This is a genomic window from Psychrobacter sp. NPDC077938 (genome assembly GCF_044542635.1).
In the GTDB taxonomy this organism is placed as follows: Bacteria; Pseudomonadota; Gammaproteobacteria; order Pseudomonadales; family Moraxellaceae; genus Psychrobacter.
Map to the genome: position 1 here is coordinate 117,980 of NZ_JBITUW010000002.1, position 13,213 is coordinate 131,192.

Here is a 13,213-nt window from a genome sequence, read left to right on the forward strand (position 1 = left end):
ATAATAAAGTAGTGCTTATAGTAAGTAGTACTGATGGCAGTAACATATGATTGATGACAACATAGATGACAAACACAAAATAGACAGCTCGCAACTGTATTCACCGAGCTTGGCGCCGGCATTATCTGATGGCTACATAGGGTCTTCCTTGGTCATGCCCACTGAGCAGACAAGTGACTATCACCAGCCGCTAACCGATGGGTTTGCACGGCGTCTGACTTACTTGCGCCTATCTATTACTGACTTCTGTAATTTTCGCTGTGAGTATTGCCTGCCAAATGGCTATCAAGGTAAACGCCCTGATGATGAGCTGAGTATCTCTGAAATTGCCACCTTGGTACGCGGCTTTGCTCAAGTAGGTACCAAAAAAGTTAGAATTACGGGTGGTGAGCCCTCTATTCGTCGTGATGTTGTCAAAATTATCGAAACGATTAAGCAGACTGACGGTATTGAGACAGTTGCGATGACCAGTAACGGTTATAAATTGGGTAAACATATAGCCAATTGGCAAGCTGCTGGACTTGATCAGCTCAATATCAGTATGGACAGTTTTGATGCCGCTACTTTTCATAAAATGACAGGCTTTGATACCTTGCCGCAGATATTGGCTGACATGGATACGTTGTTAGAAACGACTGATATCAAACTCAAAATAAATAGTGTCTTGATGGCAGAGACTGCTTTTGAGAACTTAATCACGGCGATCGACTATGTCAAAGACAGACAAGTGACCTATCGCTTTATTGAATTTATGCAGACCAGTGACAATAGCGATTTGTTTTTTGCTCAGCATGCTCAGTCTGATATTATCACTGATTACTTGTTAGAAAATGGCTGGCAGCCGCACGAGCGCGGTAGTGCCGATGGTCCAGCAGTAGAGTACAGCCACCCTGAGTATATCGGTCGTATCGGTATGATTGCCCCATATGCCGCGCACTTCTGTGATACCTGTAACCGCTTGCGCGTAAGTAGCCAAGGTAAGGTGCATTTGTGTCTGTTCGATCAAGGCAACTACGACATCCGTCCATACTTACAGCAAAACGATATCCAAGGATTGGTGAACACTTTACATAGCTTTATGCCAATCAAGCCTGAGCATCATCATCTGCATAACTCTAACAGTGGCATCATGCACAATCTGTCGATAATCGGCGGATAAAAAATTTTGAGTCTGCAATCATGACGCTGATAGTGATTGTCTTCCAGTGCAATCGTTTTTCTACATAAATTTTTTTAATACAACTGCTTTTTAATACAATTATAAAATGACATCTATAAAGGATTATTTATGAGTAAGCCTGCTGCACAATTTACACCGCTTAATATTGCTGTATTGACCGTTTCTGATAGCCGTACGCTGGCAGAAGATACGTCAGGCCAGTACTTAGTAGATAGCTTGACTGAAGCAGGGCATCATTTGGCAGATCGTCAATTAATCACCGACGATATTTACCAAATTCGCGCAGTCATTAGTGGCTGGATTGCTAGTCCAGACGTTCATGCGGTTATCACAACTGGTGGCACAGGGTTCTTCATCAGAGATAGCATGCCTGAAGCTGTGAGTGTACTATTTGACAAATCAATCGATGGCTTTGGTGAAATGTTCCGTTTAATCTCAAAAGATGAAATCGGTATGTCTACCGTACAATCGCGAGCAGTTGCTGGCATGGCCAATGGTACGGGTATATTCTGTCTACCAGGATCGTCTGGTGCTTGCCGTACGGGTTGGGAAAATATCTTAAAAGATCAGTTTGACAGTCGTACTCGTCCGTGCAATTTTGTACCGCATTTTTTGGCACAAAATCCTAGCCATAATTGAGATATAAATAATTGAGTTATAAATAATTGAGCTATGAGTGATATACAATCAAATCTGAAAGGTAATAGCGTAGTAACAGATTGCTCAAATAATCTGGATGGTTTGGCAGGTGTGGTTATCTTGGCAGGCGGTGCATCTAGACGTATGGGAACGGCTAAGGCTATGTTGACACTACCGTCAGGTGAGCAGCTGCTAGACTATCATGTTTGTCATGCGAGCAAGCTAAAGGTTCCTATATTGATTGCAGATAATGGTCGCGGCTTTCAAACTGGTTTAGATGTCCATTTAGAAAAACCCAATGCGCCTATTATTCATATTGCTGATTATGGTGCTGATGTTGACTCCAATAAGCATGATGAGCAGATCAAAACTAGCGGCGCTTTGGTCGCTATTGAATCAGCCTTACAAACATTGAGTGATTTGAACGATTTGAATGATTCAGGCGTATCAAAAGCCGTACAAGCATCGTGGTTACTGGTTATCAGCTGTGATAGCTTAATACCAACAACTGACTTGTGGCAGAAATTACAATGTGAAATAAGCCGTGCTGCCGATAAAAAAGTAATTTGCTTAAAAGATGACAGTCACTTATATCCATTGTTAGGCCTGTATCAGCTAAGTATCGAGCCTGATTTGAAGGCCTATATAGATAACAGTCAGCGTAGAGTGGTGCAGTTTATTCAACCTTTTGTACACTCCGTACCATTTACCAAAGAGTGGCAAAATCTAACCAACTTTAATACGCCTGAAGATTTTAAGCAGGCATGTGCTGCTCTACCAAAATAATAAAAATATCACATAAGAAAGGTTATATAAATGAGTGACAGCGTTCAGATAAATCAGCAATCTACTTTATCTCACTTAGACAGTGATGGTGATATTACCATGGTCGATGTCAGTGGCAAGACAGCAACGACGCGAGAAGCCAATGCTACTGGACAAGTACGCTTTCCCAGTGAGATTTATACGCAGATTAAAGCGGCTGATGGCATGACCAAAAAAGGAAGCATCACGCAAACAGCTCATATCGCTGGTATCATGGCGGCCAAACGCACTCATGATCTTATACCGCTTTGCCATCCACTACCGCTAGACAAGATAGGCTTAAGCTTTAAGTACAACGACGCGCTCAGTAGCATCACAGTCAGTGCCGTAGTCAAGGTTACGCATAAGACAGGGGTTGAGATGGAAGCGCTAACAGCGGTCAGCGTTGCCTGTTTGACTATCTATGATATGACCAAAGCACTATCGCATGACATCGTTATAGATGATATTCATCTGGTTAAAAAGACAGGTGGTAAGTCAGACTACAGTCATGCTTGAAGTGACAATATTGCAGAGTGCGTCGTTAATTAATTAATCAATAAAGATATGCTAAGTGCCAAGCAAGGAAGCTTGCATCAGATGGAGAGATTTATGAGTGCTATCGATATGACAACTAATATCGAATCAACGATGAATATTAATGTCATGTATTTTGCCAATTTGGCTGACGAAGCCAATTGTCAGCAAGAGACAGTAAGCGTACAGCAGGATACGTCATTGACTGAACTATATGAACAGCTTAGTCAAAAGCATCGCTTTAGCCGTCCGCAGTCGGAGCTACGCGTTGCAGTAAATGACTACTTTGCTAAATGGACTGACCAGATAAATGATGGTGATAGCGTAGTTTTCATCACGCCAGTCGCTGGTGGTTAGACAAGCATTTACTAGTGTCCATTTTGTCAGTGGCTATTTAGCAGCTATAAAGAAAAAATAATAAATAGAGAATAAAAATGACCGACAATGTCCACGATCATTCAATGAGCATCAAACGTAGTGCTGACGACGCTTACCTTATCGCTGAGCGTGATGGTTTTGCGCTACTAGATATTGCTATAGACGAAGATAGACTAAAAAGTACGTTAGATAATGACAGCTGCGGCGCTTTCGTTTGCTTTGAAGGGCGCGTGCGCAACCATAATAACGCTACGAGCGTTGATCGTCTTACCTATTATGGTTATGAAGATTTGGCCATCAATCAAGGTCGCGCAATTATAGAAGAAGCCAAAAAGCGTTTTGAAATTACGCATGCTATTGCGATACATCGAATTGGTGCGTTAGAGATTGGCGACGTGGCTGTGTGGGTTGGGGTAGTGTCAGCGCACCGTTATCCAGCATTTGATGCTTGTCGCTGGATATTAGATACCATCAAAGCGGACATTCCTGTGTGGAAGCAAGAATACTACGAAGACGACTCGTCTAAATGGCTCAGCAATAATGGTTAAGTCATTAGCTACTGTCTGTGTATCTGCTTGTTTTCTATTGTCACTAAATGCTTGTACGCAAGACAAAGACGCCAATATGGCGCTTGCTGATGATATCACTGAGCAATCTCACACATTGCGTATCGCTGCGGCTGCTAACTTATCTGATGTACTCCCTCATATCATTGATAGCTATCAGGCTGATAACAGCTCATCTGTCCAAAATATTTCAGGTATCTCAGATATTGAAGTTACTTATGCCTCTTCTGGCAAATTATATGCGCAAATCAAAGCAGGGGCACCTTATGATATATTCTTGTCTGCCAATCAAGATTTTCCTGCTAAATTGGCTGATGAAAATTCAGCTGGTGTTATTAGTGAAGAACGTAAACTAACCAAGCCTTTTACGTATACCAGAGGTCAATTGGCACTCTATAGTGTCACCAAACCTTTAGACGATTTTATGCCAACGTCGCTGGATGATGTGTTTACCAGTGCTGACTTTACTCAGGACACCAAGGTAGCTATTGCGAACCCTGACCTTGCTCCCTATGGTGCGTCTGCAAAAGCCTATCTGCAATCACAAAATATGTATGATAGGTTGAATGCTCAGAAAAGTTTGATACAGTCAGAGAATATCGGTCAGGCATTTCAATATGCGCATACGGGTAGTGTGGACTATGGTTTTGTAGCACAGTCTCAGCTTGTTGCGATTAAAGCCAAGCCTGAGCAGTTTATTACCTTATTACCAGCGTCTTATCCAGCTATCTTACAAGATGGGATAATCGTTAATAACACCGCCCCAGCAGCAGACTTCACCGACTACCTGCGCTCAAAAGCAGGGCAGCAGCACTTCTTGCAAGCAGGCTATCTGGCCGTCCAGTAATACGTTAGACTAATCCCTCTCATCATAGAACGAGCAGTGACATTATATGATCGACCAGTCTCTTATGTCAGATATGCTCAGTCCATTTTGGGTGAGCATCAAGCTCGCTTTCGTGACTACCTTATGTCTATTGCTATTTGCAACGCCTATCGCTTACTGGTTGGCTAAGCCGAGCCGTATAAAAGCAATAGGACGTCTTAAGGTACTGCTCATGGGCATCATTGCGATGCCTCTGGTGCTACCACCTACCGTGATTGGTTTTTATCTACTGTTACTGCTTAGTCCTAGTGTGGGTATCGGTAAATGGTTGAGTGAACATAATATTAGCCCGCTAATTTTTACCTTTGAAGGTCTGGTCATTGGTTCTATTATTTACTCGTTACCTTTTTATATACAGCCTGTCTATGCACAGTTTCTGCGTATTCCACAAAGTGTCACAGAAGTCGCTCATCTTCTAGAACCAAGTCGTATGAGACGTTTTATGAAAGTGGCTTTACCGCAAGCGCGGGTGGGTATTATTTTGGGTAGTTTGGTAAGCTTTGCTCATACCATTGGAGAGTTTGGGGTTGTACTGATGATAGGCGGCAGCATCTCAGGCGAAACTAAGGTGGTATCGATTGCTATATATGAGCAGGTAGAAGCGCTCAACTATGAGGCGGCGCATATGATGTCTAGTATTTTAATTATCATGGGTGTAGTGATGGTAGCGTTAATCGCTAGTGTGAGCCGAATAAGCCAGCGTCCATAGCACTGAAATATTTATATGCGAGTTAAGTGTTAGGTAGCACAGTAGCTATCGTGATTGAAGGGTTTAAAAGCATTTCTTCTAGTCGATAAAGTAAGTGATAAAGAGTTTGCAGAAAAAGACGACGATGAGAGTATTGATGAGCGCGAGTTGGCTTTAGAAATTTGGCGCTTAGTCTTGATATGCAAAGCACGAGGTGAGGTACTAAAAGCGATTGAGCTAGACAAAACAGATCAGCAAAATCGCTTTGACATGATATCTGAATACTTTTTAACAAATATATTCTAGGGTAAAGATATGGAAAATCTCGAAGAAAGAATAAAGATAAGATATGCTTATTATGATGCTGAAATCCTGTTTCATGGAGATAAATATTTCCGTACTGCATCAAAAATCTATCAAGATTTAGAACCTGATAGTGTCGATACTATTTATCCGCTTTTGACCTTATTAGGAATTTCAGCCGAGCTTTTTTTTAAAGCTTTTGACGTGGGAGTTGTGGAAAATCAAGGTAAGTTAGAGGATAGAAAAATAGTAAATCCCAACAATTATGGCCATAATCTAGACAGATTATTTGACGGTTATTCCACCAAAGATTCAGAATTATTTAGATATCTTATTGATAGCTATAAGAGTGATACAGGTAGGAATCTAGAAAAAGATTTATTGGATTATGCATCAGTTTTTGTAGAAAGTAGGTATATTTTCCAACATGAAAAAGGGAAATATCTGAATGATATAGATGCTATTTTTCATTTAGTAGAATCTTTATACAACTCAATGCACAGCCTATATAAAAAGTAGATTTCTCGTGAAATTTATATATTGATCATTAAGATCAGCAGTAAGGTGGCTTTCAAGCATATTAATTTTTTAACATATAATTGTTGGGCTACTCTAGTTAAGTGAGCAGTTTTTGGTAGAGCTCTTTTGTTAGCTGTTGATTAGATTTGGCGACTATTTCTTTCAGTTCAATTACAACTGATTCAGTTCTTTTTTTATCAACATCTTTTACAATTTCGTTGCTTATTTTATCTAATAGTATTTATCGTCATAAACAATGTCCAAGCAGAATATACAGACACAAAAAAACCTCAAACAATCTAATGCTTGAGGCGAAACTTGCTTAAACCCAAAGGTTTAAATTCGTTTTAAATATGGCGCAGCGGACGGGACTCGAACCCGCGACCCCCGGCGTGACAGGCCGGTATTCTAACCAACTGAACTACCGCTGCTTAGGTCTCTTAGCTTGTTTAGCCACTTGCTAAGAAGTGGTGGGTGATGACGGATTCGAACCGCCGACATTCTGCGTGTAAGGCAGACGCTCTACCAACTGAGCTAATCACCCTTCGAACAATTGCTAGGCAATTTATTCAACATCAACTGAGCTCTTAAGTTTGTCACTAAGCTCCGTTGCTGTGGGAGTGTATTATATAGATTTACTGTTGAGTGTCAAATATTATTTTAATGTTTTTAGAAAATAATTATAAATCGCGCTTGTAATCTATCAAAAATAGCACTCAAAGCCATGTATTATATAGCATTTCTAAAAATACACTTATTATCATTATTTGTTGTTTGGCGGTGAAAAGCTACTATACTATGGATGCTTTATTCGTTGAACACGGTTGATGGAGGCCAATATAAACACTTTTACTATTAAAGATACTTTTACGAGCTGGACCTGGGGAGACTTAGCGGGTCTAGGTCTGGTGCTGCATATTGTACTTATGATAGTAATGACGCTGCGCGTGGTTTCTGTGCAGCGCAATATTGGTGTGTCTATTGCTTGGGTCGCGGTGCTTTACACGTTGCCAGTATTTGGTTTTGTGGCTTACATTCTGCTCGGTGAGCCGATGATTGGACGGCGCTATCGTGAACGCGTGGATCAAGCCAGTATCTTGATGAATGATATGGCAAGGCGTGAGCATCTGATTTTTGATAAAGGGCAAGACTTATTACCAGCCAACTACCGCGGTGTTAGCCAAATAGGAACGCGCTGGACCGGGTTTGGTGTATTTCCCAATCATAAAATGCAGCTGTTGACGGATCCTGCTTCTATCTTTCAGCGTTTGATTGAAGATATCCATGCCGCCCAGCGTATTGTCTTGATGGAATTTTATATTGTTTATCCAAAAGGACAGGTGCTAGAAGTCATAGAGGCGCTATCCGTAGCGGCTCAGCGCGGCGTAGAGTGTCATATATTGGCCGATAGTGTGGGCAGCTTTAGCTTTATTAATAGCAGCGTGCACCGTAAATTAGAAAAAGCAGGGGTTTATGTCCATCAGTCATTGCCAGTAGGGTTGTTTAAGACATTATTTAAACGTTCTGATTTGCGCAATCATCGTAAAATGGTGGTTATCGATGAACATATCGGCTATATCGGTAGCTTCAATTTGGTTGATCCAAGGTTTTTTAAGCAAAACAAAAACGTCGGTCAATGGATTGATGTGGCGCTACGAACGACTAGCCAGCATTCGATTAGTATTAATACAGCGATGGCCAAGGTGATTGTTACCGATATCGGTGCTGAAAGTAATGACAATCTTGCTGAGCTGCATCAGCGGGTTAATAACTACACTCGTAAGTTATATGTGATGCATCCGACCATCAATGATCTAAATAGCCGAGTGAAGGTATTGGCGGATACGATTGATGATCATGAGCAGCCAGATGTAGGTGCCACTTCGATTGTCGTACCAAAGATGCCTGTCGTGGACAAAGTCTTGGCGCAGCTAATACCTTCAGCACCGCAGCTAACGGCTCATGTGATTTATAATACGTTAGTTACTGTGATTCATCGTGCCAATAAGCGCATCCGTATTACTACACCTTACTTTGTCCCTGATGAGTCCCTATCGGGTGCGCTGACGATAGCGGCTAAGCGCGGTGTTGATGTGACGATTATTGTTCCTGAAAAAGTAGACTCGTTTCTGGTACAGCATGCCTCTCAAGCTTATTATCAAGAGTTGTTGGATGCTGGAGTAACGATTGCCTTGTTTAGAGGTGGTTTGCTACACGCAAAAACAGTGGTTATCGATGATGACTACTGTCTATTTGGCACCGTCAATATTGATATGCGCAGCTTTTATCTAAATATGGAAGTCAGTTTGGCGATTTATACGCCAGAAATGGTTGCCCAAGTAGCGGACTGTCAGGAAGTGTATTTAGAAAACTGCAGAATCCTAGATAGTGATGAGTGGCAACAGCGTCACGGGTCACAACGATTGTTTGATAATGTCGTGCGCTTGTTCAGTCCTTTATTGTAGCACTTGAATTTTTAGGGTAAGGTAATCTACCAGTACCGTTCTATTATTTTAGTCGTAGCACTTTTATACCTTATACTTTTTTTGTTTATCTATCTGCAAAGAGGTCACGTCCGTCTATGTCTGCATCACCTTTAACACCACTGGACTATATTGCAGAAGGCTACTGGCAAGATTTCTTGGCTGAGCGTCCTATTGCGGGCGGTATCGCCTACGAAACTGAGCTGCGCGCTTGTACGCTAGACGAGTCGCTTGAGAGTTTACAGCGTATCGATACGCTATTGTCCCAAGTGCGCCGAGATATGATCAAGAGTGGTATGTGGGATGAGATGACGCTGTTGGTCGATGAGCGCTATCGTAATTTTATGATGTTTTTGGCGTTTTATGCCGGTCGTGTATTGGCGCAGCAGTGGCAAAACAAGCCACATTGGTATGGTCAGTTTGAGCTGCGTAAACGTTACCCTGAGCTAACGTTGATCACCGATGATTTTTATCAGCATATGGCGGTTGGTTACGATGATAGCGTGGTCAAAGAACGCTTGTTTTTTGCACTAGAGCCAATAGGACTGCGTCTGTTTGGTCATATTGATCGGCAGTTTGACGCAGTACAAGGCGGGCAAGTAGATAGTGGGCTATATCAAGCGGTTAGCCTTAGACTACCAACTACTTTAAACAACGATGTTAATCCAATGCCCGAATTAACAACGCATAAATCAAGCAATCATCAAATCACTGAAAGCATCGTTCCGAGCGCAGATTCAAATACACATGTCGGTACTAGTCAATTAAATGCTCCTCTTAACAAGCCAGAGAAAGTATCAATAGGAGCTGAGCATCACCAAGCTAATACAGTTGTAACTAATAGTGAAAGTCTCGCAGCTCCATCTGCTATGCCTGACACTGTAACTGAGTTGCAAGCAAACGTAGTACCTCCTGAGTCTGAGAATCCAATAAAGCCTGAGCTGACTAAAGTATCACAACCAACAGTCAAGCCTGCGTCACCTGTAAAAAACACATCAACGCCAGAGATGTTTACGCAACTGCTCGTAGAGTTAGATGAGATAACGGTGCCACAACCAACTGGTGATGTGCAATATCAGCAAGCACGCAAAGTATTAGATCAGTTCGAGCAGCATATTGCCAAGCAGAACAAACCTCGTCACCAAGTTATATTTTCAGATGATCACAACACGGCAAAAAACAAAGCGTTGCTATTACTACAAGCGGCTGCTGAAGATGGTAATACAGCTGCTATGCTACGTTTGGCCATGTATGAACTGTTAGGTGAAGGTTTGACAGCAGGCAGTGATAACCAAAAAAAATCTGGCGTAGAATGGGCCAATCAAGCCGCTAGCAAAAACGACAGCCGTGCTCAGCGTCTACTCAGTAAAATGTACTACCAAGGAGTAGGGGTATCCCAAGATATAGATAGCGGTAAATACTGGTTAGAGCAAGCGGCAGATAATGGTCATGCAGAAGCGGCCAATCTGGTTCAGCAATGGCAGCAAGCACAAGTGCTGCTGACCACACAGAAGCAAGAGCAGCATAGCACCAAGCGTTATCAGCTGTTAATTGGCGCAATCATCGCAGTCGCTTTATTGATAATAATCATTATCTAACAATCGTTATCTAATAACTATTTACTCAGTAACTTTTTAAAAGCTTATTGTTACAGCTTAAATTCAGGTAGAATTGGCGCGCTCTACATTTACCCTTTTATTGTTTGATTCATAACTAATCTGGGCTGTTCCATGCCATCATCTAATACTTCGTCTGACCACTCTGCAAATCCAATTGACCCTGTATCATCGCCTAGTCGAGCGGTATATGAGACACCTTTATATTATCAGTCTCTTATTGGGCTGCTAAAGCCACTATATCGTCTGCAAGTATGGCGTCGATCTCATAAAAACGACAATTATCAGCAGGAAATCGAGCAGCGTTTTGGTAAGCAGTATCCACTGCGTCCAGTGGTCAATGCTGATAGCGATAAAGGGGTAATTTGGTGCCATGCAGTCTCATTAGGCGAAACCAATACGGTTGCGCCTTTATTAGATATGTTATTGGCTAATGGCTATCAGATATGGTTGACCAATACGACTCAGACAGGTTTTGCTCGTGGCGCCAGTCGTTTTGCAGAACAGATAGCTCAAGGTCAGATGAGTCACAGCTATGTGCCAGTCGACAGTCCTGCTGTTATCGAGACTTTCTTGATGCACGTACAGCCTATCGCTGCACTGTTTGTAGAAACAGAGCTATGGGCAAATATCTTGACCAAATTATCTCAGCATCGTATCCCAAGTATTCTGGTCAATGGTCGACTATCTGCTTCTTCTTTTCAGAGCTATCAAAAAATTGGTGCAGTCAGCGCCAGTATGATGAAAAACCTCTCCTTAATTATTGCGCAAGACAGCGACTCTGCTAAACGCTTTAGGCAACTAGGGGCTAGTAGCGCCCAAATTCGCGTAGCAGGCTCATTAAAGTGGGTAATCAATGCGTCCAAAACTGATGACAAAGCGATAGAAGATAACCGTATTTATAATAAGAAAGCTGATCTGCGAGCAGAGTTTGGTATAGCAGATCGTCCTGTGTGGGTAGCTGCGAGTACTCACGATGGCGAAGAGGCAGCAGCGTTGTCATTGCAGCAGCAACTACTGTCTCAAGCGACATTAGCAGATACGTTGCTTGTTATCGTGCCTAGGCATCCTGAGCGTTTTGACGAAGTAGCAGATCTCATTCAGAAAACTGGGTTAAATATGGCTCGGCGCAGTGATGGAGACGTGATTGATGCAGATACGCAAGTCTATCTAGCAGATAGCATGGGTGAGATGATGACTTGGTATACATTGGCAAATGTAGCATTTGTGGGCGGCTCGCTGGTAGATATTGGTGGGCATAATCCAGTGGAGCCTGCAAGTGTGGCTACGCCTGTACTGATGGGGCGTTATACTCAGTCTTGCCAAAGCGTGATAGATAAACTGGCTAGCGTAGGCGCTGTATATCAGCCAAGTAATGATTTTTATTGTCAAATCGAGTCAAATCGCGCAAGTAGTACAGATGCACAGATAGTCAGTGATGATCAGTTAAAGGCGAACAAAAAAACTTCTCGTAAGAAAACAGCTTATAACCGTGAAGACGCTGTGAGTATCTATACGCAGTTGGCGACTTGGCTGAGCAATTTGTCATTGGCTGCAGAGGCAGGGCAGGCTGGCGAGCAAATGACGATACAGCAGCAAGCGGTATTGACCCGCCAATTTACTATGATTGAAGACGCAATCGAGATGTCTTCTAACCAAGATAGCTTATGAACTGTATATTATTGCCCGCTGAAAATTTCTCAGCAAACGCAGCAAAAATCGATGCCTTGTCTCAAGTCAGCCATGTGACTAAAGTGCTGGGCGCAAAAGTCAGTGATACGCTTAAAATTGGCCAGATCGGCGGCAATCTTGGTACTGCTGTCATTGAGGATATTACCGCTGACAGTATTCGGCTAGATAACGTCCAGCTGAATACTGCACCGCCAGCCAAATTAGATTTAACTGTCATTTTGGCGTTACCGCGTCCTAAGGTGCTACGGCGATTGATCATGGATATGACGGCGCTTGGTGTACGCGATATCATTCTTATCAATAGCTACCGTACCCAAAAAAGCTATTGGCAAAGTCCCATGCTTGAGCGGATAGACGAGTTTGTATTAGAAGGCTTACAGCAGAGCATCGATACGATTGTTCCTAGTATTACGCTACAAAAACGTTTTAAGCCATTTGTTGAAGACACACTTGCAAGCCTAATGAACAGTCGAGCGATTGTCGCGCATCCTTATAGTCAGCAGTCTTTTTCTGAGTTTTTACAACAGCAACCATCACGACAGCTACCAAATCTAGTCTGCATAGGCGCTGAAGGTGGCTGGATCGACTATGAGATAGAACTGCTGACAGCGCAGGGTTGTACGCCTGTACATATAGGTTCTCGTATCTTGCGAACGGAAGCTGCGGTCAATGCAATCTTAGGGCAATGGCTCCTTTAGATTGATACTAAAGCGCGTCGCTAGGCCAAACTATTGAAAGAGCCAGTAAAAAATAGTTTTTAAAAATCAATGCTCAAGACTCATCACAGGTATATTTTCCAGTTAAACAAATGTATTGATAATTAATCTCACTTCCATTAGTATGTTGCTTTGATATATTATGGCCTGATTACTGCTAGCGCTTAGCAAGTCAGCGTTATCATAACTGTTATTTTGTCTCACCA

14 protein-coding genes and 2 tRNA genes are annotated in these 13,213 nt (G+C 42.3%); 14 read left to right on the forward strand and 2 right to left on the reverse strand.

The genetic code is table 11. The annotated features are described in order from the left end of the window. Positions 1-46: 46 nt before the first annotated feature. The 10 genes from moaA to ACIGBM_RS04085 all read left to right on the forward strand — a co-directional run bounded on the left by moaA (position 47) and on the right by ACIGBM_RS04085 (position 6,500). Positions 47-1,159, forward strand: coding sequence for a GTP 3',8-cyclase MoaA (gene moaA, locus ACIGBM_RS04040; protein ID WP_397476845.1), 1,113 nt, complete (start codon positions 47-49; stop codon positions 1,157-1,159). A gap of 129 nt (positions 1,160-1,288) precedes the next feature. Next, on the forward strand, positions 1,289-1,819 hold the full coding sequence (moaB, locus tag ACIGBM_RS04045; protein ID WP_114700764.1) for a molybdenum cofactor biosynthesis protein B: 531 nt from the start codon (positions 1,289-1,291) through the stop codon (positions 1,817-1,819). A gap of 33 nt (positions 1,820-1,852) precedes the next feature. Beyond that, on the forward strand, positions 1,853-2,605 hold the full coding sequence (locus ACIGBM_RS04050; protein WP_397476846.1) for a molybdenum cofactor guanylyltransferase: 753 nt from the start codon (positions 1,853-1,855) through the stop codon (positions 2,603-2,605). A gap of 30 nt (positions 2,606-2,635) precedes the next feature. Continuing rightward, a complete protein-coding gene (moaC, locus tag ACIGBM_RS04055; RefSeq protein WP_397476847.1) occupies positions 2,636-3,142 on the forward strand; it encodes a cyclic pyranopterin monophosphate synthase MoaC in 507 nt (168 codons plus the stop codon). 93 nt (positions 3,143-3,235) lie between these two features. Then, entirely contained in the window at positions 3,236-3,517 is a 282-nt protein-coding gene (locus ACIGBM_RS04060) for a MoaD/ThiS family protein (protein WP_397476848.1), read from the forward strand. Between the two features lie 77 nt (positions 3,518-3,594). Then, positions 3,595-4,086 (forward strand): molybdenum cofactor biosynthesis protein MoaE, encoded by a 492-nt coding sequence (locus tag ACIGBM_RS04065; protein ID WP_114700768.1) that lies wholly within the window; start codon positions 3,595-3,597, stop codon positions 4,084-4,086. After that, positions 4,079-4,951: a molybdate ABC transporter substrate-binding protein gene (gene modA, locus ACIGBM_RS04070; RefSeq protein WP_397476849.1), complete on the forward strand. Its 873-nt coding sequence runs from the start codon at positions 4,079-4,081 to the stop codon at positions 4,949-4,951. Before ACIGBM_RS04065 ends, modA begins: the two co-directional genes overlap by 8 nt. Before the next feature lie 46 nt (positions 4,952-4,997). Further along, a complete protein-coding gene (gene modB / locus ACIGBM_RS04075; RefSeq protein WP_201567084.1) occupies positions 4,998-5,699 on the forward strand; it encodes a molybdate ABC transporter permease subunit in 702 nt (233 codons plus the stop codon). A gap of 54 nt (positions 5,700-5,753) precedes the next feature. After that, entirely contained in the window at positions 5,754-5,984 is a 231-nt protein-coding gene (locus tag ACIGBM_RS04080; protein ID WP_201567075.1) for a hypothetical protein, read from the forward strand. Between the two features lie 9 nt (positions 5,985-5,993). Further along, positions 5,994-6,500 carry a hypothetical protein gene (locus tag ACIGBM_RS04085; protein WP_397476850.1) on the forward strand — a complete coding sequence of 169 codons (507 nt, stop codon included), beginning with the start codon at positions 5,994-5,996 and terminating at the stop codon, positions 6,498-6,500. Positions 6,501-6,854: 354 nt separating this feature from the next. Here the strand turns inward: ACIGBM_RS04085 and ACIGBM_RS04090 are convergent. Then, positions 6,855-6,931: transfer RNA gene (locus ACIGBM_RS04090), tRNA-Asp, on the reverse strand. A 37-nt stretch (positions 6,932-6,968) separates the two neighbouring features. Then, positions 6,969-7,044, reverse strand: a tRNA-Val gene (locus ACIGBM_RS04095). A 283-nt stretch (positions 7,045-7,327) separates the two neighbouring features. Here ACIGBM_RS04095 and ACIGBM_RS04100 point away from each other — a divergent pair. The 4 genes from ACIGBM_RS04100 (at position 7,328) to ACIGBM_RS04115 (ending at position 12,989) form a co-directional block, all read left to right on the forward strand. Next, positions 7,328-8,965, forward strand: coding sequence for a cardiolipin synthase (locus ACIGBM_RS04100; protein ID WP_397476851.1), 1,638 nt, complete (start codon positions 7,328-7,330; stop codon positions 8,963-8,965). 116 nt (positions 8,966-9,081) lie between these two features. After that, entirely contained in the window at positions 9,082-10,581 is a 1,500-nt protein-coding gene (locus tag ACIGBM_RS04105; RefSeq protein WP_397476852.1) for a tetratricopeptide repeat protein, read from the forward strand. 132 nt (positions 10,582-10,713) lie between these two features. Beyond that, on the forward strand, positions 10,714-12,270 hold the full coding sequence (locus ACIGBM_RS04110; protein ID WP_397476853.1) for a 3-deoxy-D-manno-octulosonic acid transferase: 1,557 nt from the start codon (positions 10,714-10,716) through the stop codon (positions 12,268-12,270). Further along, the gene (locus ACIGBM_RS04115; protein ID WP_397476854.1) at positions 12,267-12,989 is read left to right on the forward strand and encodes a 16S rRNA (uracil(1498)-N(3))-methyltransferase; all 723 of its coding nucleotides are present in this window, start codon (positions 12,267-12,269) and stop codon (positions 12,987-12,989) included. The genes ACIGBM_RS04110 and ACIGBM_RS04115 overlap by 4 nt, the downstream gene beginning before the upstream one ends. The last annotated feature ends 224 nt before the right edge of the window (positions 12,990-13,213 follow it).